Here is a 25,932-nt window from a genome sequence, read left to right as displayed (position 1 = left end):
CCGCCGTTCTACCAACTGAACTAAAGGGGAGTTGCTTGTTAGCGACGCGAATTCTAATAATTGTCCGGATTTCTGTCAATAAAAAATATCAGAAAAAAGTAAGATAAAAAACTTTACTTTCTTGAACGCCTTATAGAATTTAGCTTTGCTTTAGTTATCCACCAAAATTGTGGATAAGTTTGTGTGTGAAACTTTAACAACAATAATTGGGATAAATCGAAAAATGTAAAAATCTTATCTAACGTAATGTATTTAAAAGATTTATAGCAAAAAATCGCAATTGTATAACTTTTGTAGATTATAAAGCGAACAGTAAAACAAGCGGTATTTTTAGGTTTTTTGGGGAAAAGTGGTGGATTAAAATTCGAGTAATTTAGCTGGGGAAACTTTGCAGGGGCACGGATAATACCAAGTTCTAAAAATAAAAGCTATAACTGATCTCTGATCTTAAGATGCATTTCTCTAGATAATTGTTGCAACGACACTCCTCCTAGAGTGACAATGACCTGATTAAAAAAACAGTATGGAAATGGCGACCTATGAGTAAACTCTTTGACTTGGTATCGGACTACAGCCCGTCCGGTGACCAGCCGACAGCGATAACCAAATTACTAGACGGATTAGATTCTGGTTTGGCACATCAAACTCTACTAGGGGTAACGGGCTCAGGTAAAACCTTTACACTTGCCAACGTTATTTCCCAATCTCAAAGACCAGCGATTCTGTTAGCGCCTAACAAGACACTGGCGGCTCAACTTTACGGTGAGATGAAATCTTTCTTTCCAAACAATGCCGTTGAGTATTTCGTTTCTTACTACGATTACTACCAACCTGAAGCCTACGTTCCAACCACGGACACGTTCATCGAGAAAGATGCGTCTGTGAACGCTCATATCGAACAAATGAGGCTTTCGGCAACCAAAGCCTTATTAGAACGAAAAGACGCCATCATTGTGGCTTCTGTGTCGGCTATCTACGGTCTGGGTGATCCTAAGTCTTATTTGAAGATGATGCTTCATTTGAGTCGTGGCGAGGTGATGGATCAGCGTGATATTTTGCGCCGCTTGGCTGAGCTGCAATATTCAAGAAACGATGTCGCCTTTGAACGTGGTCAGTTCCGTGTTCGTGGTGAGGTGATTGATATCTTTCCCGCTGAATCTGACCAAGATGCGGTTCGAATTGAAATGTTCGATGACGAAGTGGACTGCATTAGTATTTTTGATCCTCTGACTGGTGCGGTGAAACAAAGAGACTTACCGCGTTTTACAGTTTATCCAAAAACTCACTATGTAACGCCAAGAGAAAAAATCCTTGAGGCGATTGAGAATATCAAGGACGAACTGCGCGATCGTGCTCAATACTTAAAAGACAACAATAAGCTTTTGGAAGAGCAGCGTATCTCTCAAAGAACTCAGTTTGATATTGAGATGATGACTGAGCTTGGCTTCTGTTCCGGTATCGAAAACTATTCACGATACTTGAGCGGCCGTGCGGAAGGGGAAGCGCCGCCAACGTTATTTGACTACCTGCCTGATGATGGTTTGCTGATCATCGATGAGTCACACGTGACTGTGCCGCAAATTGGTGCGATGTATAAAGGTGACCGTTCTCGTAAAGAAACCTTGGTCGAGTTTGGTTTTAGACTGCCTTCTGCATTGGATAACCGCCCAATGAAGTTTGAAGAATTTGAGTCTATAGCCCCACAAACGATTTTTGTGTCGGCAACACCAGGTAATTACGAGATTGAAAAATCAGATGGCGAGATTGCTGATCAAGTGGTACGTCCTACTGGTCTGTTAGACCCAATCATCGAAGTAAGACCTGTCGCGACGCAGGTGGATGACTTGCTGTCTGAAATCAGAATCCGTTCAGTGAAAGAAGAGCGTGTTTTGGTTACCACGTTGACCAAGAGAATGGCAGAAGACTTAACCGAGTACCTAAGTGAGCACGGCGTTAAAGTGCGTTACTTGCACTCGGATATCGATACCGTTGAGCGTGTAGAGATCATCCGAGACCTACGTTTGGGCGAGTTCGACGTGTTAGTGGGCATTAACTTACTTCGTGAAGGTTTGGATATGCCTGAAGTGTCGCTGGTGGCGATTCTTGATGCAGACAAAGAGGGCTTCTTACGTTCTGAGCGTTCTCTGATCCAAACCATTGGTCGTGCTGCTCGTAACTTGGAAGGTCGAGCAATCCTTTATGGTGATTCGATTACTAAGTCGATGAGAAAAGCGATTGATGAAACCGATCGTCGTCGTGAGAAACAGCAAGCCTACAACGAAGAGCAAGGTATCACGCCGCAAGCGTTGAAACGCAATATTAAAGACATTATGGAACTGGGTGATCTAACCAAGTCGAAGCAGCAGCGCCAATCGAAGCAAGTTCCTTTATCTAAGGTAGCTGAGCCTTCTGAAAGCTATGCCGTACTTACGCCGCAACAGCTTGATAAAGAGATCAGTAAGCTAGAAGCTGCGATGTATCAGCATGCTCAGAATCTGGAATTTGAATTGGCGGCACAGAAGCGTGATGAAATTGAGCAGCTAAGAAAGCAGTTTATTACCAACAGCTAATCTCACTTTTCGCTCGAGAAGTGATCCCTCTCAGCACAAGAATTGAGAGTGTTTCAGACAAAAAAACAGCCAGTAGTAAATGTTCTACTGGCTTACGTTTGTGAACACTCGGTCCACTAACAACGTCAGTTGGCTAGGTGACCCGAAGGTCATTTATACCGTTGCATCGTTCGTGCCAGATAGATAAAACATTGATTGTTTGAAGTAAGTAAAAAAACACACTACAAATATTGTGGCTAATTTGCATAATGCAAAGCGGAATGCGACTATAATAAGAAATGCAAATTATAAATGGCTAGGATATGCAATCAAAAACGCTAGATAACAAATCGAAGTATTTGTTGATGGTAGAGGATACCGCTTCGGTAGCAGCTTTATATCGCTCGTATCTTACACCGCTCGAAATTGATATCAACATTGTTGGCACTGGCCGCGATGCAATCGAGAGTTTGAATCATCGAATCCCAGACCTTATTTTATTAGATCTACGTCTGCCTGATATGACGGGTATGGACGTGCTATTTGCTGTAAAACAAAAGTACCCTGAAGTTCCGGTTATCTTCATGACGGCTCACGGCTCTATCGATACCGCCGTAGAAGCGATGCGTCATGGTTCTCAAGATTTCCTTATTAAACCGTGTGAAGCCGACCGACTCCGTATTACGGTGAACAACGCGATCCGCAAAGCCACCAAGCTTAAAAATAGCTCGGAACACCCGGGAAACCAAAATTACCAAGGCTTTATCGGCAGTAGCCAAACCATGCAGCAGGTTTACCGAACGATTGATTCTGCTGCATCGAGTAAGGCAAGCATTTTCATTACTGGTGAAAGTGGTACCGGTAAAGAGGTATGTGCAGAAGCCATTCATGCGGCGAGTAAGCGTGGCGATAAGCCTTTCATCGCGATTAACTGTGCCGCTATCCCTAAAGATCTGATTGAAAGTGAATTGTTTGGTCACGTTAAAGGTGCCTTTACCGGTGCGGCGACCGATCGCCAAGGTGCTGCTGAGCTTGCTGATGGTGGAACACTGTTTCTTGATGAACTGTGCGAAATGGACTTAGAGCTGCAAACCAAGCTGCTGCGCTTTATCCAAACCGGTACTTTCCAAAAAGTCGGCTCTTCGAAGATGAAGAGTGTCGACGTTCGTTTTGTGTGTGCGACCAACCGTGACCCTTGGAAAGAAGTACAAGAAGGTCGCTTTAGAGAAGATTTATACTATCGTTTATACGTGATTCCACTGCACTTGCCGCCATTGCGCGAGCGTGGTGAAGATGTCATCGAGATTGCGTATTCTCTGCTAGGCTATATGTCGGTCGAGGAGGGGAAGGCGTTTGTACGTTTTGCTCAGGAAGTACTTGACCGCTTTAATCAATATGAGTGGCCGGGTAATGTTCGTCAGCTACAAAACGTGTTGCGAAACGTGGTGGTATTGAATAACGGCAAAGAGATTACTCTCAACATGCTTCCACCACCGTTGAACCAACCGATTGAAAACAGTCTGCGATTGAAAGAGAAGCAGAATGAAGACATCACGGTAAAAGATATTTTCCCATTGTGGATCACTGAGAAAACGGCTATCGAGCAGGCCATTAAAGCGTGTGATGGCAACATCCCTCGTGCGGCAGGTTTCTTAGATGTCAGTCCATCGACGATATACCGTAAGTTGCAAACGTGGAATGCGAAGCAGTAATCAACAAACAATAAGAAAATAATAATGACGAAAGTATTAAATCAGCAAAAAGTTGATGAGCTTGCCGGCGAAATAGGCCAAGAGAATGTCCCGGTTTTACTGGAAATCTTTTTAGGTGAGTTGAAAGGCTACTACGAACACCTCGAGATAAATAAAGAGTCGGATACCTCTAAGTACTTGGCTGATATCAGTCATGCACTTAAGAGCAGCGCAGCAAGCTTTGGTGCGGATTCTTTGTGTAGTTTTGCGATTAGCTTAGACGCAAAAGTGAAGCAAGCGTTGCCTGTAACCGAGATTGATTTTCAAGATATGCAAGACCTCCTGTTATCGACGTACACTGAATATCAGCAGTTGATGACGGACCTCTAAAACGGCGAGTTATTACAGACAACAAAAAAGGAGCATGATGCTCCTTTTTTGTTGTCTGTCGCTTGAACCTATGGCTTAAGCCAACTGAGCTTCAATGGCTTGTTGAAGCTTGACACGGTCGTGTCGCCAATCTCGGTTTGCTGATGCAAGATCTGTGGTCACACAATTCCATTGCCCTTCTAATTCAGGGTGTGGTTCATTGCCCAACACTATGTCTATCTTCCTTGCCTTACAGGTACGTTCACACCACTCCAATTGCTCTTGAAGCGTCATTTTCCCTGCAGGGCCGTGCTCTGGTGAAAGGTTTTCAACGAAGATAACTTTTGCCTTGGTGTTTTCAGCTATGGCTTTCCCAATCTCTGGAAGGAGAAGAGGAGGCATCACACTGGTTAAAAAGCTTCCAGGGCCAAGGACAATGCAGTCTGCTTGCTCAACGGCAGCAACGGCTTCTTTGGTTGCTGGCACTTCTGGAGACAAGTCCATCATGCGCAGCTTTTCCGTCATGTCATCAACGTTGGTTTCGCCGGTTACCCAGCGGCCTTCCATTGATAGAGCGGTGAGGTCTGAAGGATGCTCTGTCATTGGGACGATATTGACATCGACCTTGAGCATATTTCGAATCAGGTTAATCGCTTCCAATGGGCGAACGGAAAGGTTGTCTAACGCCGTCAGCATTAGGTTACCTAAGTTATGACCGTCTAGCTCACCTTGGCCGCGAAAGCGGTATTCGAACATCATCGAACTGATTGAAGGTTCTGTAATTAATTGGTTGATACAGTTACGTGTATCTCCCCATGCGATGCCACCTTGGCAATCTCGAATACGTCCGGTGGAACCGCCGTTATCTGTCGTTGCAACAATGCCAGTTGCGTTGTTACCAAAGTCTTTTAATGCAGCTAACATGCGACCTAAGCCATGGCCACCGCCGATTGCTACGACTTTCTTTGAAGAGTAAATATTCATTTATTGTTCTTGTTAGGTTATTACCAACTATAATTTAGGTTAAATGCTTCTCGCTATATACTCAACAAGAGTTATTTTGAGCGTTTGATACGTTTTTTTTGCCGATGTGACCCGTTTTTTACCATCAGAGCTAGATTCACGTACAAATATTAAGTATTTTATTACTCAGCTACTGCGCGTGTGAATATAACGCTCAGTTGCCATAACTCCGAGCTCTCGCATGCTAAGTCGCACAGTGGTATTTGCTGTACCGATACGCATCAAGAGCCAGTGACATGTTGTCACAAGGGCTTAATTGGAAATGATTATGCCTCCCGTGTTTGGAAAGGTGTTCCGTGGCGCAACAATTCGAAGATAGATTCCATCGCAAGTTTTATTACTTGCGCTTGTCGGTTACAGACGTCTGTAACTTTAAATGTACTTACTGCTTGCCAGATGGTTATAAACCGTCAGGGCAAAAAAACTCGTCTTTTTTAAGTGTTCCCGAGATCAAACGCGTTGTTAAAGCGTTTGCAGATTGTGGTACCTCAAAGATCCGCATTACAGGCGGAGAGCCGAGTCTGCGTAAAGACTTTCCTGAAATCATACATACCGTTGCTTCTACTCCAGGCATCGAAAAAGTGGCCACCACAACGAATGGCTACCGCATGGAGAAACAAGTAGGACAATGGCGTGATGCTGGTTTAACCCATATAAACGTGAGCGTGGATAGTTTAGATTCGCGCATGTTCCATCAGATCACTGGTGAGAATAAGTTTACTGAGGTTATGCGAGGCATTGATAAAGCGTTTGAGGTTGGCTTTGAACAAGTCAAAGTCAACGTCGTATTAATGAAAGACCTTAACAGTCAGGAATTACCAGCCTTCCTTAATTGGATCAAAGACAAACCCATTCAATTACGTTTTATCGAGCTGATGAAAACCGGCGAGATGGACGAGTTGTTCGATAAACATCATGTGTCTGGCGTTGCGATTCGCAACCAGCTTATTGCTAATGGTTGGCTGCTAAAAGTCAAAGCCGTTAACGATGGTCCGGCGCAAGTGTTTGTCCACCCAGACTACAAGGGTGAAATTGGTTTGATCATGCCTTACGAGAAAGACTTCTGTGAGAGTTGTAACCGACTGCGCGTTTCTGCGACCGGTAAACTTCACCTATGTCTGTTTGGCGACCACGGTGTTGAACTGAGAGATCTGATTCAAGAAGATCAACAAGAGCAAGAGCTCATTGATCGAATTCAGGCTCAGCTTCAAACCAAGTCCGTTAGCCACTTCTTACACGATGGCAACAGCGGCATGACTCCAAACTTGGCGTCAATCGGCGGTTAACCCGCTATATACTCTAAAGCATTTTATCGCTCAGCTTCTTTAGGCTGGGCGAATCAGTCTAATGAAAAATTTATATAGGTGAACAAATGGGTCACGCAGAAAGCAAATTTCAAGCAGCAAACATCGCAGTACTAACCGTTTCAGATACTCGTACAGAAGAAAATGACACGTCAGGTGGTTACCTAGCTGAGCATGCTAAAGAAGCAGGCCACAACGTGGTTGATAAGCAAATCGTTATCGATGACATGTACAAGATCCGTGCGATCGTATCTCAGTGGATTGCTGATGACAGCGTTCAAGCGATCATGATCACGGGCGGTACGGGTTTTACATCTCGTGACAGCACGCCTGAAGCACTTAAGCCACTGTTCGACAAAGAAGTAGAAGGCTTTGGTGAACTTTTCCGCCAAGTGTCTTACGAAGAGATTGGTACATCGACGATTCAATCTCGTGCGATTGCGGGTTTTGCTAACCACACAGTAATCTTTGCGATGCCAGGCTCTACAGGCGCTTGCCGTACAGGTTGGACTAAGATCATCAAGCAACAGATGGATGCTAGCCACCGCCCTTGTAACTTCATGCCACATCTTTCTGTATAAGGTGGTTTGAGTATGAGCCAATTTACACACATTAACGCGTCTGGCGAAGCAAACATGGTCGATGTATCGGCTAAAGCTGAGACAGTACGTGAAGCGAGAGCAGAAGCTTTCGTTCAAATGTCGGCAGAAACGCTAGAGTTGATTGTTTCTGGTAGCCACCATAAAGGTGATGTTTTCGCAACGGCACGCATTGCGGGTATCCAAGCGGCGAAGAAGACGTGGGATCTGATTCCACTGTGTCATCCTCTACTACTGACGAAAGTAGAAGTGCAACTTGAAGCGATCGAGTCTGAAAACAAGGTACGTATCGAGTCGGTATGTAAGCTTGCGGGTAAGACAGGCGTAGAAATGGAAGCGCTAACGGCTGCTTCTGTTGCTGCACTGACGATTTACGATATGTGTAAAGCTGTTCAGAAAGACATTGTTATCGAGAACGTACGTCTGTTAGAGAAGACGGGTGGTAAATCAGGACACTTTAAGGTGGAATCATGATTACTGTACTTTTCTTTGCTCAAACTCGTGAACTTGTCGGTGTTGATAGCCTAGAAGTCGACGCGCAATTCAGCACTATCGAAGCGATTCGCAGCCACCTTGTAACACAAGAAGGCAAATGGGATATCGCATTGGAAGAGGGCAAGCTTCTGGCTGCGCTTAACCAATCAATCGTACCTTTGACGACTGAAGTGAAAGACGGCGATGAAGTCGCTTTCTTCCCACCAGTGACAGGAGGCTAAGCATGGATCCAAGAGTATTAGTAACAGCAGAGGATTTCTCTGTAGGCGACGAATACGACTACTTGGCTCAAGGTACAGCTGCCGGAGCGATTGTGACGTTCGTTGGTAAAGTTCGCGACATGAACCTTGGCGACAACGTGATTGGTTTGTCTCTGGAGTACTATCCTGGCATGACAGAGAAATCACTGAGCGAGATCTGTGATCAAGCTGAAGCGCGCTGGCCTATTCAGAAGATGCGAGTGATTCACCGCGTGGGTGACCTAGATATCGGTGACCAGATTGTTTACGTTGGTGTCTCCAGTGCACACCGCGGTGCGGCCTTTGAAGCCTGTGAGTTTGTGATGGACTTCCTGAAAACCAAAGCGCCGTTTTGGAAGAAGGAACGTACCACTGAAGAAACTCGTTGGGTTGACTCTCGAGATTCAGATGCGAAAGCTGCAGAGCGTTGGGTAAAATAACCACCAAAGGTTACTTACCTTCAGAACGAATATTAAAAGCCGACTATTAAAGTCGGTTTTTTTGTGCGTGCTACAAAGCTATTTATAAATAAGCGGTGTATTAATAAATGGTTAATCATTCAACTTGCATATAAATTCGGTGCGTGATTTTGTCTGTCTTGGTGCATTTCTAAATCTGTTTTGGTGCAGTGCATTATGCTGTTTTGTATAAAGTGATAATCCTCACAAATAGTGGAGTCTATTTAGGGGATATGTGATGTGCAATTAGATTTCATGTGGCATTAATGTTAATTTGCTGACCGTGTTCTAGCATAAGATGCTAAAAAAAAGTATCAATACAGATACATCAACACTAAAGGCTGTTTTTTAATTAATCCCTATGTGTAACTCACTATTCATTAGGTTTTTATTAGAGATTTACACTATTTCCTTAAGTAATTCGGAGAATTATCCGATTTTTTGCGACTTGTTTATGGCAAATTACTTCAATGGTTGATAGTGTGTGCCTCAATCTTTGTAAGGTTTTAGATTTTTATGCTTAAAATTTGAGCTAAATAAATCTAAATCACTGCCGTTCAGTGAACCAAGCAAAGAAGTCATGGATGCAATACGAAAAACTTGGAGTTTATTAAATGTACAAGAATAAAATCACTCAGGCCCTTCTTCTAGGTGCTGGTTTGGCAGTGGCTGCCACTTCTACTCTTTCTATCGCTGCTGAAGTCCCAGCAGGCACTGAACTGGCAAAAGTTCAGGAACTGGTTCGTGGTAACGGTACTGAAGTAGCAACACTCGACCCTCACAAATCTCAAGGTGTACCAGAATCTCACGTAATTCGTGACCTTTTAGAAGGTTTAGTGAACCAAGATGGCGACGGCAATACTATCCCAGGAGTAGCTGAAAGCTGGGAAACGACGGACAACAAAACATTCACTTTCCACCTGCGCAAAGACGCTAAATGGTCTAACGGCGACCCTGTAACGGCAAATGACTTTGTTTACAGCTTCCAACGTGCGGTTGATCCTTTAACTGCTTCTCCATACGCTTGGTATATGGAATATACCAAGATGGCGAATGCGAAAGACATCGTCGCGGGTAAGAAAGACAAGAGTGAACTAGGCGTTAAAGCTTTAGATGACTACACGTTAGAAGTGACTTTAGATACAGCGGTCCCATATTTCGTAATGATGATGGGTCACACAACAGTGAAGCCAGTACATAAAGCAACTGTTGAAAAATTCGGTGACCAGTGGACTAAGCCTGAAAACTTTGTTGGTAATGGTGCATTTGTTCCAAATCAATGGGTAGTTAACGAGCGTCTTGAACTAGTACGCAACGAAAATTACTGGGATAACGAACATACAGTTCTTAACAAAGTAACATTCCTACCAATTGAGAACCAAGTTGCGGAAATGAACCGCTTCCTCTCTGGCGAACTAGATTTCACATACGAAGTCCCTAACGAGCACTTCCGTCGCTTACAGAAAGAATACCCGGAAGATGTGAACATTAAAGGTAACCTGTGTACTTATTACTACCAATTTAATGCACAGAAAGCACCTTTCGACGACGTACGTGTTCGTAAAGCAATGTCTTACGCGATGGACCGTGACATCGTTACGAAAGCGATTCTTGGTCAAGGCCAAAAACCAGCTTACTTCTTGACTCCTGAAATTACTGCTGGTTTTGACCCGGTAACTCCAGAGTATGGTCAACTTTCTCAAAAAGAGCGTATTGCTGAAGCGAAGCGTCTTCTTGAAGAAGCTGGCTACACGAAGAGCAACCCGCTTGAATTCAATCTGCTTTACAACACATCTGAGAACCACAAGAAGCTTGCTGTAGCAATTGCATCAATGTGGAAGAAAGAGCTTGGTATTAACGCGAAACTCGAAAACCAAGAGTGGAAATCATACCTAGACAGTAAAGATACTGGTAACTTTGACGTAGCTCGTGCAGGTTGGTGTGGTGACTACAATGAAGCATCTTCATTCCTAACATTGATGGTTAGCCAGAATACAACTGCTGGTCAGCACTACAAGAGCGCTGATTATGACAAGGTTATCGAAAAAGCACTAAGCTCTACTTCAGAAGAAGAGCGTACGAAGCTATACATCGATGCAGAAAAATTGCTAGCTAAAGACATGCCAATTGCTCCAGTCTACCAGTACGTTACAACACGTCTTGTATCACCTCAGCTAGGTGGTTACCCAGAAGGTAACGCCGAAGATAAGATTTATTCAAAAGATCTTTATATCAAAGCAAAATAACCTCCTATAAAAATAAAATATAACTAACTTAGACCTGTGTGCGAGAAATCGCACACAGTGTCTATTTAATTTTTAATTGTCACAGACTGAAAAGAGTGAGTTTATGCTTAAATTCATTATGAAAAGGATATTCGAAGCGATTCCAACCATGTTGGTGTTGATCACTATATCTTTCTTTCTCATGCGTTTCGCTCCGGGTAACCCGTTTTCGAGCGAACGCCCCTTACCGCCAGAAGTTATGGCTAACATCGAAGCTAAATACGGCTTAGATAAACCTGTTTTTGAACAATACACCACGTATTTGACAAATATCTTACAAGGTGACTTCGGTCCATCATTCAAATATCAAGATTACACCGTAAATGAGCTGATCGCAGTCGCACTTCCAGTATCTGCGAAGGTAGGTTTTATTGCCTTTATCTTTACCCTGATTATGGGAGTATCGGTCGGGACGATTGCCGCCTTGAAGCACAACACCTGGATCGACTACACCATAATGTCGACCGCCATGCTCGGGGTAGTAATGCCTTCCTTCGTGTTGGCTCCGGCGCTTATTTACCTATTCTCTCTGCACTGGAACATATTCCCAGCAGGTGGTTGGCACGGCGGTACTTATATGTACATCGTCCTGCCTGTTATCGCGATGTCTCTTCTTTACGTAGCCACATTTGCTCGTATTACGCGCGGTAGTATGATTGAAACGCTAAACAGTAACTTTATCCGAACTGCACGTGCAAAAGGTCTAAGTTACCGTTACATCGTTCTAAAACATGCACTGAAGCCAGCACTGCTGCCTGTCGTTTCTTATATGGGTCCTGCGTTTGTAGGTATCATTACAGGTTCTGTTGTTGTTGAAACCATCTTCGGCTTACCTGGTATCGGCAAGCTGTTTGTCAACGCTGCGTTTAACCGTGACTACTCGCTAGTAATGGGTGTAACCATCTTGATTGGTTTCCTATTCATCTTGTTCAACGCAATCGTTGATATTTTGCTAGCGCTGATTGACCCGAAAATTCGCTACTAACAGGGACGCATGGTTATGTTGAAGAAAAAAGAAAATTTAGAAGCGATCGAAAAGTTCTCTGAGAGCTTAGAAATTGAAGGTCGCAGTTTGTGGCAGGATGCCCGCATTCGTTTTATGCGAAACAAAGCGGCAATGGTCAGCCTGTTTATTCTTACGCTTATGGTACTGGCTGTTATCTTCTTACCGATGCTGGCTCAGTACACTTATGATGATACTGACTGGTACGCAATGCATGCAGCGCCAAGTGCGGACCACTGGTTTGGCACTGATAGCTTAGGCCGTGATTTGTACGTTCGTACGCTTATTGGTGGCCGTATCTCACTGATGGTTGGTGTTATGGGTGCATTCGTAGCGGTACTGATTGGTACGCTTTACGGTGCCGCTTCCGGCTTCATCGGTGGTCGTACTGACCGAGTGATGATGCGTATCCTAGAGATCTTGTACGCGGTTCCATTCATGTTCCTAGTAATCGTTCTAGTAACATTCTTTGGTCGTAACATCATTCTAATCTTCGTTGCGATTGGTGCGATTGCTTGGCTAGATATGGCGCGTATTGTACGTGGTCAAACGCTGAGCTTACGTAGTAAAGAGTTCATTGAAGCTGCTCACGTATGTGGTGTAAGCAAATGGAAGATTATTACACGTCACATCGTTCCAAACGTACTGGGTATCGTAGCGGTTTACTCTACGCTGCTTATTCCGAGCATGATCCTTACAGAATCATTCTTATCTTTCCTTGGTCTTGGTGTTCAAGAGCCTATGACAAGCTGGGGCGCATTGCTTCAAGAAGGTTCGCAAACAATGGAAGTTGCAATCTGGCAATTGACATTCCCTGCGGCATTCATGGTAGTTACGCTGTTCTGCTTTAACTACGTAGGTGATGGTCTGCGCGACGCGCTTGATCCAAAAGACAGATAACGAAATAGCAATTAAAAGCTATAAAAGATTAAGGAAGCAATAATGAGCTTATTAGATGTCAAAGATCTGCGCGTCGAATTTACCACGCAAGATGGTATCGTAACCGCAGTAAACGACCTGAACTTCTCACTCAATCAAGGCGAAACGCTGGGTATTGTTGGTGAGTCGGGTTCGGGTAAATCTCAAACGGTATTTGCACTGATGGGACTGCTGGCTAAGAACGGCATCATCTCAGGCAGTGCAAAGTTTGAAGGCAATGAAATCCTCAACCTGCCTGAAAAAGCACTGAACAAGGTTCGTGCTGAACAGATCGCGATGATCTTCCAAGATCCAATGACCTCACTGAACCCTTACATGAAAGTAAGTGATCAGTTGATGGAAGTGCTTATGCTGCATAAAGGCATGGGTAAAGCAGAAGCGTTTGAAGAATCAGTACGCATGCTTGAAGCGGTGAAAATCCCTGAAGCACGCAAGCGTATCACTATGTACCCGCACGAGTTTTCGGGCGGTATGCGTCAGCGTGTGATGATCGCAATGGCACTGCTGTGTCGTCCTAAATTGCTTATCGCTGATGAACCAACAACGGCACTGGATGTAACCATTCAAGCGCAAATCATGGAATTGCTGAACGAACTTAAAGATGAGTTCAATACGGCAATCATCATGATCACCCACGATTTGGGTGTGGTTGCTGGCTCATGTGACAAAGTACTTGTGATGTACGCGGGTCGTACAATGGAATACGGCACGGTTGATGAAATCTTCTACGAGCCAAGCCATCCATATGCGGAAGGCCTGCTTAAAGCGATTCCTCGTTTGGATACCGAAGGTGAAATTCTACCGACGATTCCAGGTAACCCACCTAACTTACTTCGCCTACCAACAGGTTGTCCTTACCAAGACCGTTGTCACCGTGTAATGGACCGTTGTAAGCAAGAAGCACCGATTTTGCAGCCATTTGCTAAAGACCGTCAGCGTGCTTGTTTTTCTGATTGGGAGACTTGGACAAAATGAGTAAAGAATTACTATTAGATATTAAAGACCTGAAAGTTCACTTTAGCATTGCAGCTAAGTCTGCTTGGCCTTGGGCAAAACCATCAAACCTTAAAGCGGTTGATGGTGTGGATGTTCACCTTTACGAAGGAGAAACCCTGGGTGTAGTGGGTGAGTCTGGTTGTGGTAAGTCGACTTTTGCCCGTGCGATTATCGGCTTGGTTGAAGCGACTGAAGGGCAAGTGATGTGGTTAGGTCAAGATCTAACTAAGATGCAGGAAGTGAAACGTCGTGAGACTCGTAAAGAGATTCAGATGATCTTCCAAGACCCGCTAGCATCGCTTAACCCACGTATGTCAGTAGGCGATATCATTGCTGAGCCTCTAGAGACTTTCTTCCCTGAACTTTCTAAACAAGAAGTAAAGGACAGAGTTAAAGAGATGATGGCAAAGGTTGGTCTACTACCAAACGTAATCAACCGTTACCCACATGAATTCTCTGGTGGTCAGTGTCAGCGTATTGGTATTGCACGTGCGCTTATCTTGAAACCTAAGATGATCATCTGTGATGAACCTGTTTCTGCACTGGATGTATCTATCCAAGCTCAAGTAGTTAACCTTCTGAAAGAGCTACAGAAAGAACTTGGTTTGTCTTTGGTATTCATCGCGCACGACTTGTCAGTGGTTAAACACATCTCTGACCGTGTCTTGGTGATGTACCTAGGTAACGCGGTAGAGCTTGGTGAATCAGATGCCTTATTCTCTGACCCTAAGCACCCGTACACCAAAGCGTTGATGTCTGCAGTTCCGATTCCAGACCCTCGTCTAGAGCGCAACAAAACGATTCAGATGTTGGAAGGCGATTTACCTTCACCAATCAATCCACCATCAGGTTGTGTGTTCCGTACGCGTTGCCCACAAGCAACAGAGGCGTGTGCGCAAACTAAGCCAACGATTCAAGGCGATGACGTTCACGCAGTATCTTGCTTGCACGTACAAGTCTAGAGCCTATTTAAAACGGTTCAGCCTGTGACAGGCTTAAGCGCGACTCGTTATTAGAGTCGCGCTTTTTTTATCTCAGGTTTAAGTGTATTGATTGCCGCTCAACAAGCTTCATCAAAATATTCGAACAACTAAGCCAACTTCTTCTAGTTTTGAAAAAGTTGGCTTTTTTTATACTAAAGAAAAGTTAGCATCACAGAGGTTTGGATATGGGCAAGTTAGTTGAAGGTGTTTGGCACGATGTGTGGTACGACACTAAAGAAAGCGGTGGTAAGTTCGTTCGTGAAGATGCGGGCTTTCGCAACTGGGTTGAAAATAAAGCCGGAGCGCAATTTGAGCCAGAAAGTGGTCGTTACCACTTATACGTTTCGTTAGCTTGTCCGTGGGCGCATCGCACGCTGATTTTCCGTGAACTGAAAGACCTAACCGATCACATTGATGTGACGGTGGTTTGCCCTGATATGATGAGTGAAGGTTGGCAAATGGGCTTGCCTGAGCCTCTATTCGGTCACACTCGCATGCACCAAATCTACACCCAAGCCAAACCGGACTATTCAGGTCGAGTCACGGTTCCTGTTTTATGGGATAAGAAAACCAACACCATCGTGAGCAACGAGTCGTCTGAAATCATCCGCATGTTTAACTCAGAATTTAATGAGTTAACAGGCAACACCGATGATTACTACCCATGGGAGCTAGCGAGCAAGATTGATGATTGGAACGACTACATCTATCCGAACATCAATAACGGCGTTTATCGTACCGGCTTTGCGACCACACAAGAGGCTTATGAAGAAGCGTATGACGCGTTATTTGAAGCGTTAGACAAAGTGGACGCCCATCTTGGCGAACACCGTTATCTGGCGGGTAACGAGATTACAGAAGCGGATTGGCGGTTGTTTACGACCTTGGTTCGATTCGATGCAGTGTATGTGGGTCACTTCAAGTGTAACAAGCAACGAATAGCGGACTACGCAAATATTCAGGGCTACCTAAAAGAGCTGTACCAGATCGAAGGCATCAAAGAGACGACCGATTTTTACCATATCAAGCGCCACTACTATTACAGCCATACGGGCATCAACCCAACCCAGGTTGTCCCTAAAGGACCCGCGCTAGATTTAGAATCGCCACATGGCCGAGGCTAGGCTCATCAGTTAATTCTCTTACTCCAGACATAAAAAAAACCCTAGATAAATATCTAGGGTTTTTGCTTTCTACTAAAGAAAAATTAGTTAATTACTTTTTCTTCAGCTTGAGCGGCTTGGTCTGCTTGGATAGCCGTTAGAGCTACTGTGTAAACGATGTCGTCTACTAGAGCGCCACGAGACAAGTCATTTACTGGCTTGCGCATACCTTGAAGCATTGGACCGATAGATACTAGATCTGCTGAACGTTGTACCGCTTTGTAAGTCGTGTTACCAGTGTTTAGGTCTGGGAATACGAATACAGTCGCTTTACCTGCTACTGGAGAGTTTGGTGCTTTAGAAGCAGCAACGTTTTCCATGATAGCCGCGTCGTACTGTAGAGGGCCGTCGATCACTAGATCTGGACGTTTCTCTTGAGCAATCTTAGTTGCTTCACGTACTTTATCTACGTCTGCACCCTTACCAGATTCACCAGTAGAGTAAGAGATCATAGCAACGCGTGGGTCGATACCGAATGCCGCCGCAGAATCTGCAGATTGGATAGCAATTTCAGCAAGCTGTTCAGCTGTTGGATCTGGGTTGATCGCACAGTCACCGTATACAAGAACTTGATCAGGCAGAAGCATGAAGAAGATTGAAGATACGATAGAAGCATCAGGAGCAGTCTTGATGATCTGGAACGGAGGAACGATTGTGTTCGCTGTTGTGTGAACAGCACCAGAAACCAGGCCGTCAACTTCGCCAGCTTCAAGCATCATAGTACCTAGGAATACTGAATCTTCTAGCTTCTCACGAGCAACAACTTCAGTCATACCTTTAGCGCCACGAAGTTCTACTAGACGAGCTACGTAGTTTTCGCGAACTGATGCAGAATCGATGATCTCAACGCCAGCGCCAAGCTCAACACCTTGCTGTGCAGCAACGCGACGGATTTCTTCAGGGTTACCTAGAAGTACACAAGTCGCGATACCGCGCTCAGCACAGATAGCCGCAGCTTTAACTGTACGTGGCTCATCACCTTCAGGAAGAACGATGCGCTTAGCCGCTTTACGAGCGAATTCAGTTAGTTGGTAACGGAATGCTGGTGGGCTTAGACGACGGATGCCTTGAGTGCCTTCAGATAGAGAATCAATCCAAGGGCCATCAATGTGGCTTGCAACGTGATCGTTAACGAACTCGATACGCTCTTTATCGTCTGCAGGAACTTCTAGGTTGAAGCTCTGTAGGTTTAGAGACGTCTGCCAAGTGTTACCTTGAGCCTTGAAGATCGGTAGACCTGAAGCGAATGCTGGTGCACAAAGGTTAGCAATGCTTTCTGGGATGTCGTAACCGCCAGTAAGTAGGATTGCGCCAATCTCAACACCGTTTTTCGCAGCAAGAGCCGCAGCAACGATAACGTCAGGACGGTCTGCAGAGGTTACTAGCAGTGAACCTGGTTTAAAGTGCTCAATCATGTGCGGTAGAGAACGTGCACAGAAAGTGATGCTCTTAATACGACGAGTCGCGATTTCACCTTCGTTGATGATTTCAGCGTTAAGGTGCTTAGCCATATCAACCGCACGAGTTGCGATTAGGTCGATGCTCCATGGCACACAGCCAAGAACACGGATAGGGCTAGAGTTGAAGATTTGCATTACTTCAAGATTCGCTTGCTGAGCTGTATCTGCATCGTCGAAGATTTCAGATAGGTCAGGGCGAGTACGGCCAGCTTCATCAACAGGAGCGTTAAGCTTGTTAATTATTACGCCTTTGATGTTCTTGTTCTTAGTACCGCCGAAGTTAGAACATGCTACTTCGATACGCTCTTTAAGTTGCGTAGGGTTGTCAGTACCAGGAGTCGCAACGAATACGATCTCCGCGCCAAGTGTCTTCGCGATTTCCGCGTTTACTTGGTTAGCAAATGGGTGCTTACGAGTAGGTACTAGACCTTCGATTAGCGTTACTTCTGCGTCTTTGTTGATCTTGTTGTATTGTTCAACAACAGACTCAAGAAGTACGTCCATTTTTTCGCTACCGATCAAAGCTTCAGCTTTAGTCATTGCGATTGGCTCACCAATCTTAATGTCGCTGTTTACGCTGATAATAGTAGACGTTAGATCGGGTTGATCACCACCGCTGCGAGGTTGAGCGATTGGCTTGTAGAAAGAAACACTTACGCCCTTACGCTCCATAGCGCGAAGAACACCCATGCTAACACTAGTAAGACCAACACCAGCGCTTGTAGGGATAAGCATAATAGTACGTGACATTGACGAACACCTTTGACTATTGGAAATAAAAAAAGCTCAACTGCTATTCCCACCGATATTTAAATTGGGGTAGGAATAGAAGTTGAGCCCCATTTTCTTGATATGAAAAACTGACTAGCTTCGAGTGAAGCTAGTCAGGTAAATCAATTAAAGACCTGCTAGTTTCGCAGTGTCTTCAGCAATTACTAGCTCTTCGTTAGTAGAGATAACCATTGCTGGGATACGGCTGTTAGCTGTAGTGATAGTACCTTCGCCGCCGAAACGAGCTTTAAGGTTAGCTTCACCGTCAACTTCGATGCCGAAGATACCTAGGCGGTTAAGAACCATTTCACGGATTGGGCCAGAGTTCTCGCCGATGCCGCCAGTGAAAGTGATTGCGTCTAGACGACCTTCTAGAGTTGCAGTGTAACCAGCAACATACTTAGCTAGACGGTGACAGAACACGTCCATTGCACGAGTTGCTTCTTCTTTCTCACCGTAGTTGTCTTCAACGAAACGACAGTCAGAAGTTACTTCAGTTAGACCAGCAAGACCAGACTCTTTAGTCAGCATGTTGTTGATTTCTTCAACAGAGTAACCAAGAGCGTCGTGTAGGTGGAAGATGATCGCAGGATCTAGGTCACCACAACGAGTACCCATTACAAGACCTTCAAGAGGAGTAAGACCCATAGAAGTATCTACAGATTGACCGTTCTTGATAGCACATACAGAAGCGCCGTTACCTAGGTGACAGTTGATGATGTTAACTTCTTCAACTGGCTTGTTTAGTAGGCCTGCAACTTCACGAGTGATGAATAGGTGAGAAGTACCGTGCATGCCGTAACGACGGATGCCGTGCTCTTTGTACAGGTTGTACGGTAGAGCGTATAGGTAAGACTCAGAAGGCATTGTTTGGTGGAACGCAGTGTCAAATACAGCAACGTTTTTAAGGCCTGGGAAGTTCTGTTGAGCCGCTTCGATACCGATAAGGTGAGCTGGGTTGTGAAGAGGTGCGAAAGTCGCAGCGTCTTGAATACCCTTAAGAACTTCATCAGTGATAAGTGCAGAAGAAGTGAACTGCTCGCCACCGTGTACGATACGGTGACCGATAGCGCCAAGGTTAGCTTTAAGCTCAGGCTTAGAAGCAAGAATAGTTTCTACCATGAAAGATAGTGCTTCTACGTGAGCTGCGCCCGCGCCTAGTTGTGCTTCATGCTTGCCATCAAGTTTCCACTTCATACGAGCTTCTGGAAGACCTAGACACTCAGCAAGACCAGTTAGGTGCTCTGCACCTGTTTCTGCATCAACAACAGCGAATTTAAGAGAAGAACTACCACAGTTTAAAACTAAAACTAGCTTAGACATTAATGACTACCTGTTTATTTTTCTGATCGAAATCAGTTAAGGATGAAAATTAATCTCAAGAATAGTCGAAGCACATAGGCTTGCGTACTAACCTTGGTCAAAAAAACGTTAATTTCCGTATAAAGTGAAAGCGCTCTTTATCAAAAAGAGGCTTGTGCATTCCTTGCAGAAGTCTTCTCAAAGTTGCTTAAATTGTAAATAAGGGCAACAATGAGATTGAGGTCTGCAAATAATAGCGATATTGTGCAAATATAACAAAAAAATTTGAAAGAATATTATTTTTCGTCAAATTTTTGTGTTTTTAGTTGATGATTTCAACTTTTTTTTAATGGGAGACTCATATGAGCAATAGAGTTGGTTTAGCTAGTAGTTTAAAAGATGGCCAAAAGTACATGGATCTCTGGCCCGTCCGAAAAGAGTTAAACGCGATCTTCCCAGAACAACGCATTATTAAAGCGACCCGTTTTGGCGTGAAAGTGATGCCTGCGATTGCCGCTATCAGTGTTCTTACACAAATGGTCTTTAATAATTACCAAGCGATGCCACAGGCTGTGGTTATGGCTTTGTTTGCGATCAGCTTGCCGCTTCAAGGTATGTGGTGGTTGGGCAATCGCTCAAATACACAACTTCCGCCGGCGCTAGTATCGTGGTACCGCGAACTGCATGAAAAGATCACTGAAACGGGTTTTGCGTTAGAGCCTATGAAGTCGCGCCCTCGCTATAAAGAATTGGCAATCATTTTAAATCGCGCCTTTCGTCAGTTAGATAAATCCTCAATGGAGCGTTGGTTCTAAAGAATCCCAGCTCTCCCTCTTGTCTGAGAACAACTATTCATCTTCTATAGCTTGTTCTCAGATTTGCTCCTCTCTTTGTTACCTCGCTTACTTTCCGTTTAGCTTACCTGTCTTTATTCACTTGGTTTCTTACCTTCCTCCGAAGTCAATATAACCTTTCTCACATAACTCGAGCCTTGTTGTATTTTTGTTAAATATTACTTCAAGTTATCAATGGTTACTGGTAATAATGTCAATAGTGATTTTGATGTTGTTCTCTTTGAGCGAGTAATGACGGGTAGAGCTTGATTCAGGGAGCGATAATGAGTTCTGTAAGAAAGGTATTGGCAGCGGTTTTAAGTTGCTTGATGTTGCTATGGACTGGCAATGTAATGGCAAACGTTGCCAAAGTGTCGGTTTCACAAGTTGTTGACCATCCCGATCTGAATGCGACACGTCTAGGGCTCCTTGAAGGATTGAAAGCCAAGGGTTATGACCCCGGTAAGAACTTAGAGTTTTCTTATGAAATGGCGAATGGTAACCCGGCTCAGGCAGCCAAGATTGCCAGAGAGCTCGTCAGTGAAAATCCCCATGTATTGGTAGGCATCGCAACACCGACCTCACAAGCCTTAGTATCGGCGACTCGCTCGATACCGATTGTGTTCACCGCGGTTACCGATCCTATCGGCGCTAGGCTGGTTAAACAGCTAGAAAAGCCGGGCCGCAATGTCACGGGTCTTTCTGATCTCTCTCCAATCGTTCAACATGTCTCTTTGATCAAAGAGCTTCTTCCTAAGGCAAGTTCAATCGGTGTGGTTTATAACCCTGCGGAAGCGAATGCCGTTGCGTTAGTTGGGTTATTGAGAAAGGCAACTCGAGATTTCGGTTATACACTTCACACCGAAAAAGCGCTGACTGTTGACGATGTCGAAGAAAAAGCAGAATCCATTGCTAAGAAGTCTGATGTTATCTATGCCTTGACCGATAACACGGTTGCAAGCGGCATGGAGGGGTTGATAGACGCTGCAAACCAAGCTGGTACACCTGTGGTTGCAGGAGCAACGTCTTATGTCGGGAAGGGAGCGATTGCTGGTTTAGGTCTAGATTATTATGATGTTGGGATTCAGACCGCGGATTATGTCGCAGCCATTCTGGAAGGACAGAAGCCCGGGAAGTTGAGTGTCAAAACTGCGCAGAGTTCTCAGCTGGTGGTTAACCTAGATGCTGCACGTGAGCTTGGCGTGACAGTGCCTCAGTCTGTGATTGAGCGTGCGGTCATTAGCCGGTGAATTGAGTTTGGTGTTAGGTGAGCTAATAGGCCATAAGTCATATTATTAACAGCATTGAAATGGGCTCAGATAACGGAACTAACCTGCTCTATATGTTGGTGCTTCTCTATTTTATTCATTTGTAAGCGGTTATTTGACCGTTAGGTGTGTCGTTAATATCAATTTACATTATTTTACGTCGAGCGAATTGCCGATTAATGTAATAATATTAATGGGGTAAATGAAAATAGCTGAGCGCTAAGAGCACATTATATGAAAGTAAATAGGCACTTTAGCCTTACCTTTGTCTTCGGCTTTCCTGCAGTGATCGCCGCGATGCTACTCGGCTTAATCGGAAAGAACCATTTTGATTCGGTGGAAAAAGACATCGAGAGCGAATTTCATCGTATCGAAGAGGTATTCAAAAGAACCACAAAAGTGGTCACCGCTCTAGATTACAGCTTCTCCAACTACTACAAATCCGGAAACCCTCTCTTTCTCGATCACAACAAACAAGTTGTGGATGGGCTTTGCCAAATCTGGCCTATTGATGTGTTACTCCTAGCGGATGGTAAAACTTCAGACATTCCTTCTGTCGATATCGACTATATGCTGGTCGGCCAAGAATCCCTTTGTTCCGAAACCAGTGACAGCTACAAGAGCGCTTCAGAAAAGATAGCTCTAGCTCCTATTCTTTCGTTTTTATCTCAGCTTGATGAATACCACGACGGCGTGCATTTTATTGATACGAGTGGCTATGTGATCTCTTCGCCGGAAGATTTTGCCAAAGGGCTGAGTAAAGAGCTGCTCTCGACTATAAAGAGTCGCCCTTACTGGCAGAAAACGGCCAACAACCCTGACAAACTCACGCTCTCTGGCCCTGGCTATCGTTTTGATTCCCTTGACCGCATGTTCAGTATGACCATCCCTGTGTTCCATAAAGGCGTTCACCAAGGGATGCTGTCGGTGGATATTAATGCTGGTAGGTTGCTTGAGAACTCTAATGAGCATCTGGCTGGTCGGATCGATATTATCGATACCACTCGCTCTGCGCCGATTGATAGCGCGGCTTTCTATCATCAGATTAATCTAGAAGGTGTCGCATCCCATCATGCCATGTATTACGAATTGGATATTGCCAAAGAGATTGAGCACTTTTTCGTGTATGATAAAGACAGCCTTATCGTTGCTATCATTGTCTATCTTTTCTCTGTAACGATCTTTTTCTACGTCAATTCGACTATTGAACGGGGTTACTTCAAAGAGCTCGCTGCGAAAGACCCTATGACGGGACTGTTAAACCGACGTGGTTTAGAAGCGTTTTGGCGAAGCGTCGATCACGATCAGTTGTTTGCCTTAACGGTATTTGATATCGATGATTTCAAGTTAATCAATGATACTTATGGCCATGACAAAGGTGATGATGTGATTCGTTATATGTCGCGCCAGATCAGTAACAGTGTTCGAAGCAGTGATGTAGCCGCTAGGTTTGGTGGCGAAGAGTTTGTCGTTTACATGAAAGGTGATGACCGTGAAACTCTGATGAGAACATTAGAGCGCGTGAAAAACGCAATCAGTGCTAAATCAGTCGATATTGTTCCGAATGGATTCACAGTGTCTGGCGGTGTCTGCATTGTAGAAACAGAACAAAGTAAGCTCAACTTTGAAGAGATATTTAAATATGCCGATGAAAAGCTTTACGTGGCTAAGACCACGGGTAAAGACCGTCTCGAATTTTAACCACGTTATTTAATCGGCGTATTGTTAGAAGTAGAGAACAGCCAGCTTGTTCGAAGATTTAAACAGGTTGGCAGTACTGCTCTTGATAACGTTTAATCTGCTCGACAATCGGAGCCGCTTTTTTATAGGTTCTGATCTCACGAAATAGCTCTTCAGCTTCCGGGTATTCTTTGCGTAGATACACAAACCACTGTTTTACGCGGTTCGGATAATACAGACCTTTATCACCCTCAATTTCAAACTCAGAGTAACGCAGCAGCAGGGCAATCACTTGTTGCCAAGGCATTGGCTGGTGGTTGTGTTTAACGACGTTACCAAGGTTTGGAACATTGAATGCACCACGACATACCATTAATGAATCAATGCCTGTGGTTTTGATACAATCTTGACCATCTTGGTAATTCCAGATCTCACCATTTGCAATCAACGGCAGAGAGGTTTTCAGACGGATTTGATTGATGTAATCCCATTTGATTTCACTGGCCTTGTAACCACCGGTTTTGGTTCTAGCATGCACAGTCAGTTCGTCGGCTTTTGCTTGTTCAATAGCATCGACAATCTCAAAGCACTCATCTGGGTGCTCCCAACCTAAGCGAATCTTCGCGGAAACAGGGATATGTGCAGGCACGGCTTCTCGAGTTGCTTTGACTACTTGGTAGATAAGCTCTGGTTCTTTCAACAGAGACGCACCACCGTTACTTTTGTTTACCGCTTTTGCTGGGCAACCAAAGTTAAGGTCGATACCTTTCGCACCAAGGCTTGCAGCTTGGATAGCGTTCTCTGCCATCCATTTGGGGTGTTGTCCAAGCAGTTGAACGTGAACAGGAACACCAGCCATGGTTTGTGAGCCTTGGTGGAGCTCTGGACACAAGCGGTGGAATACATGCGGTGGCAGTAATTGATCCGTAACGCGGACAAATTCAGTGACACAGAGATCGTAATCATTGATCTCTGTGAGAATTTCACGCATTAGGTGGTCTAGAACGCCCTCCATCGGGCCAAGTATTACTCGCATGCTGATCTACCGAAACATCTCTGTCCTGAAATTAAGAGGCGTGATTGTACGAGGTGTTCGTTAGATTGTCACTAAGGAGCGGTATTTGCCATTTCACGCGTCACTCTTACCTCACCTGTAATCGGTGAGTAATAAAGAATAGGCAAGCGTTCGGACGGGGTAAAACTTGAAGTGTAGTAGTAATAACACTCCGGCGTACCCGTGTACCAACTTACAATGGCTTCGTCGGAAGGCAGAATAAAGCCAGTATCATTTTGAGAGCGAGCAACTAAATCGGAATTAATCAAAGAGTTCCAAAGTGCAACGCATTGGTCACCATTGACTTGTGGCGGATTTGTTGGTTGTTCTCGAACCGAAATAGGAAAGCCAGTAAGTGATGGGTACACGTCGCCTTCGCCGTAATCTACCACTTGATCAAAATTTGGCTCTCCATCGACAAGCCATTGAGAATGGTACATCTCAATGCTGTTTCTAAACGCAGCAAATGCGCCTTGTGCTAATGCTTCATGAGCGTCCCGTTGAACACCAAGAAACCTAGGTGCAGCGGTCACTGCCAATATTCCTAGAATAACAATCACAACGACAAGTTCGAGTAATGTAAAACCTTGGGATTTTGATTTCATGTTGACCACGCCTAAATGTAACTAAATGTTTATGGAAGCGTTTTACACCCAAGGTTCTGATTATCAAAGCGAAATAAGTGAAATATCGCCAATATTTGAATGGCAATGGTTTGCGTATCGTTATCGGTTAGAAAACAGAGGGAAGTGGTTGGCGACAACTTAGCAGGGATAACGTTATAATATCGAAAATGCCCCAATATCCAGAGCTTTCATGACATATCAATTATTAAGCCTACCAGAATCTATTTCAGACATTACGCCGCAGTTTATCGAAGGTGCAATCCTTGCGTCTAACTTAGCGACAAAGCCACTCGATCCTGAAGAATGGATTGCTATCGTAGCTCCTGAAGCGGGCAAAGAGCTTGTAACATTAGTGACAGAACAGATTAACCGACAGCACAACCTAATTCAGCGAAGTGAATACTTACTGACTGATGTGTTTGCAGAAGGTGACTTCAATGAGCAGTTCGCAGATTTTGCGGAAGGTTTTATGATGGTTTGGCCGACAGTGGAAGAGCAGTGGCAAAGCATTACGGTTGCGGACGGTACTCTGCGCATGCTGCAAGCTCTGTTGACGACATTAATGTTAGCGATTGATGAAGAGCAAACTCAACAACAAATGGTTGCGGCTGGGCTTCAAAACCCACCATCGCTTGCCGATTTAGTGGGTCAGGTCGATCTGATGATCTCAGAAGTGGCAATGGCAGCTGATGAGGCGATGCTAGGTAATAAATCGCAGAGCGTGAATCCATTTAAAGATATCGGCCGCAACGATGCTTGCCCATGTGAAAGTGGTAAAAAGTTCAAGCAGTGCTGTGGTAAAAACAGCTAATCGCAGTTTGTTGATGAACATTACTTGAGTC

Annotated in this window: 23 protein-coding genes and 1 riboswitch; of the genes, 18 read left to right on the top strand and 5 right to left on the bottom strand. The window is 44.6% G+C overall.

The window, feature by feature from the left end:
- Positions 1-539: 539 nt before the first annotated feature.
- The 3 genes from uvrB to luxU all read left to right on the top strand — a co-directional run bounded on the left by uvrB (position 540) and on the right by luxU (position 4,630).
- Positions 540-2,570 (top strand): excinuclease ABC subunit UvrB, encoded by a 2,031-nt coding sequence (gene uvrB / locus A142_RS11670; RefSeq protein WP_017062180.1) that lies wholly within the window; start codon positions 540-542, stop codon positions 2,568-2,570.
- 302 nt (positions 2,571-2,872) lie between these two features.
- The gene (luxO, locus tag A142_RS11665) at positions 2,873-4,261 is read left to right on the top strand and encodes a quorum-sensing sigma-54 dependent transcriptional regulator LuxO (protein ID WP_004734031.1); all 1,389 of its coding nucleotides are present in this window, start codon (positions 2,873-2,875) and stop codon (positions 4,259-4,261) included.
- 24 nt (positions 4,262-4,285) lie between these two features.
- Positions 4,286-4,630, top strand: a complete 345-nt coding sequence (gene luxU, locus A142_RS11660; protein WP_017062179.1) for a quorum-sensing phosphorelay protein LuxU — start codon at positions 4,286-4,288, stop codon at positions 4,628-4,630.
- A gap of 75 nt (positions 4,631-4,705) precedes the next feature.
- Here luxU and A142_RS11655 read toward each other — a convergent pair whose 3' ends face one another.
- Positions 4,706-5,593, bottom strand: coding sequence for a YvcK family protein (locus A142_RS11655; RefSeq protein WP_019823613.1), 888 nt, complete (start codon positions 5,591-5,593; stop codon positions 4,706-4,708).
- Positions 5,594-5,787: 194 nt separating this feature from the next.
- Positions 5,788-5,940: riboswitch (molybdenum cofactor riboswitch) on the top strand.
- Here A142_RS11655 and moaA point away from each other — a divergent pair.
- From moaA to A142_RS11600, 11 genes are all read left to right on the top strand, one after another.
- Positions 5,929-6,918 carry a GTP 3',8-cyclase MoaA gene (gene moaA / locus A142_RS11650; RefSeq protein WP_009848642.1) on the top strand — a complete coding sequence of 330 codons (990 nt, stop codon included), beginning with the start codon at positions 5,929-5,931 and terminating at the stop codon, positions 6,916-6,918. It overlaps the preceding riboswitch by 12 nt.
- Before the next feature lie 86 nt (positions 6,919-7,004).
- Positions 7,005-7,517, top strand: coding sequence for a molybdenum cofactor biosynthesis protein B (gene moaB / locus A142_RS11645; protein WP_010437177.1), 513 nt, complete (start codon positions 7,005-7,007; stop codon positions 7,515-7,517).
- Between the two features lie 12 nt (positions 7,518-7,529).
- Positions 7,530-8,009, top strand: coding sequence for a cyclic pyranopterin monophosphate synthase MoaC (gene moaC / locus A142_RS11640; protein WP_004734026.1), 480 nt, complete (start codon positions 7,530-7,532; stop codon positions 8,007-8,009).
- Positions 8,006-8,251, top strand: a complete 246-nt coding sequence (gene moaD, locus A142_RS11635) for a molybdopterin synthase sulfur carrier subunit (RefSeq protein WP_019823606.1) — start codon at positions 8,006-8,008, stop codon at positions 8,249-8,251. Before moaC ends, moaD begins: the two co-directional genes overlap by 4 nt.
- Positions 8,252-8,253: 2 nt before the next feature.
- Complete coding sequence (gene moaE / locus A142_RS11630) at positions 8,254-8,709, top strand: molybdopterin synthase catalytic subunit MoaE (protein ID WP_019823604.1); 456 nt, start codon at positions 8,254-8,256, stop codon at positions 8,707-8,709.
- A gap of 632 nt (positions 8,710-9,341) precedes the next feature.
- Positions 9,342-10,973 (top strand): ABC transporter substrate-binding protein, encoded by a 1,632-nt coding sequence (locus tag A142_RS11625; RefSeq protein ID WP_019823602.1) that lies wholly within the window; start codon positions 9,342-9,344, stop codon positions 10,971-10,973.
- Positions 10,974-11,076: 103 nt separating this feature from the next.
- Positions 11,077-11,997 carry an oligopeptide ABC transporter permease OppB gene (oppB, locus tag A142_RS11620; RefSeq protein WP_019823600.1) on the top strand — a complete coding sequence of 307 codons (921 nt, stop codon included), beginning with the start codon at positions 11,077-11,079 and terminating at the stop codon, positions 11,995-11,997.
- 15 nt (positions 11,998-12,012) lie between these two features.
- Positions 12,013-12,915, top strand: coding sequence for an oligopeptide ABC transporter permease OppC (gene oppC, locus A142_RS11615; RefSeq protein ID WP_019823598.1), 903 nt, complete (start codon positions 12,013-12,015; stop codon positions 12,913-12,915).
- A gap of 42 nt (positions 12,916-12,957) precedes the next feature.
- On the top strand, positions 12,958-13,929 hold the full coding sequence (locus tag A142_RS11610; protein ID WP_012603544.1) for an ABC transporter ATP-binding protein: 972 nt from the start codon (positions 12,958-12,960) through the stop codon (positions 13,927-13,929).
- Complete coding sequence (gene oppF, locus A142_RS11605) at positions 13,926-14,912, top strand: murein tripeptide/oligopeptide ABC transporter ATP binding protein OppF (RefSeq protein WP_009848634.1); 987 nt, start codon at positions 13,926-13,928, stop codon at positions 14,910-14,912. Before A142_RS11610 ends, oppF begins: the two co-directional genes overlap by 4 nt.
- A gap of 206 nt (positions 14,913-15,118) precedes the next feature.
- Positions 15,119-16,057, top strand: coding sequence for a glutathione S-transferase family protein (locus tag A142_RS11600; protein WP_019823593.1), 939 nt, complete (start codon positions 15,119-15,121; stop codon positions 16,055-16,057).
- Positions 16,058-16,140: 83 nt separating this feature from the next.
- Here A142_RS11600 and pta read toward each other — a convergent pair whose 3' ends face one another.
- Positions 16,141-18,306 carry a phosphate acetyltransferase gene (gene pta / locus A142_RS11595; RefSeq protein ID WP_017632510.1) on the bottom strand — a complete coding sequence of 722 codons (2,166 nt, stop codon included), beginning with the start codon at positions 18,304-18,306 and terminating at the stop codon, positions 16,141-16,143.
- A 147-nt stretch (positions 18,307-18,453) separates the two neighbouring features.
- The gene (locus tag A142_RS11590; protein ID WP_010437209.1) at positions 18,454-19,650 is read right to left on the bottom strand and encodes an acetate kinase; all 1,197 of its coding nucleotides are present in this window, start codon (positions 19,648-19,650) and stop codon (positions 18,454-18,456) included.
- Between the two features lie 341 nt (positions 19,651-19,991).
- On the opposite strand from A142_RS11590, the gene yfbV reads away from it, so the two are divergent.
- The 3 genes from yfbV (at position 19,992) to A142_RS11575 (ending at position 23,431) form a co-directional block, all read left to right on the top strand.
- The gene (yfbV, locus tag A142_RS11585; protein ID WP_017099049.1) at positions 19,992-20,444 is read left to right on the top strand and encodes a terminus macrodomain insulation protein YfbV; all 453 of its coding nucleotides are present in this window, start codon (positions 19,992-19,994) and stop codon (positions 20,442-20,444) included.
- 302 nt (positions 20,445-20,746) lie between these two features.
- Entirely contained in the window at positions 20,747-21,712 is a 966-nt protein-coding gene (locus A142_RS11580) for an ABC transporter substrate-binding protein (protein WP_019823585.1), read from the top strand.
- Positions 21,713-21,964: 252 nt separating this feature from the next.
- On the top strand, positions 21,965-23,431 hold the full coding sequence (locus tag A142_RS11575; RefSeq protein WP_019823583.1) for a GGDEF domain-containing protein: 1,467 nt from the start codon (positions 21,965-21,967) through the stop codon (positions 23,429-23,431).
- Between the two features lie 58 nt (positions 23,432-23,489).
- On the opposite strand, the gene dusC is transcribed toward A142_RS11575, so the two are convergent.
- On the bottom strand, positions 23,490-24,446 hold the full coding sequence (gene dusC / locus A142_RS11570) for a tRNA dihydrouridine(16) synthase DusC (RefSeq protein WP_019823581.1): 957 nt from the start codon (positions 24,444-24,446) through the stop codon (positions 23,490-23,492).
- 71 nt (positions 24,447-24,517) lie between these two features.
- Entirely contained in the window at positions 24,518-25,069 is a 552-nt protein-coding gene (locus tag A142_RS11565; protein WP_019823579.1) for a prepilin-type N-terminal cleavage/methylation domain-containing protein, read from the bottom strand.
- Between the two features lie 211 nt (positions 25,070-25,280).
- On the opposite strand from A142_RS11565, the gene A142_RS11560 reads away from it, so the two are divergent.
- Complete coding sequence (locus A142_RS11560; protein WP_019823577.1) at positions 25,281-25,901, top strand: SEC-C metal-binding domain-containing protein; 621 nt, start codon at positions 25,281-25,283, stop codon at positions 25,899-25,901.
- Positions 25,902-25,932 lie beyond the last annotated feature (31 nt).

Origin of the sequence: Vibrio splendidus 12E03, from assembly GCF_000272105.2 — a bacterium.
Classification (GTDB): Bacteria; Pseudomonadota; Gammaproteobacteria; order Enterobacterales; family Vibrionaceae; genus Vibrio; species Vibrio splendidus_I.
The sequence above is the reverse complement of the archived record's forward strand: the minus strand, read 5'-3'. Positions and strand labels throughout refer to the sequence as shown.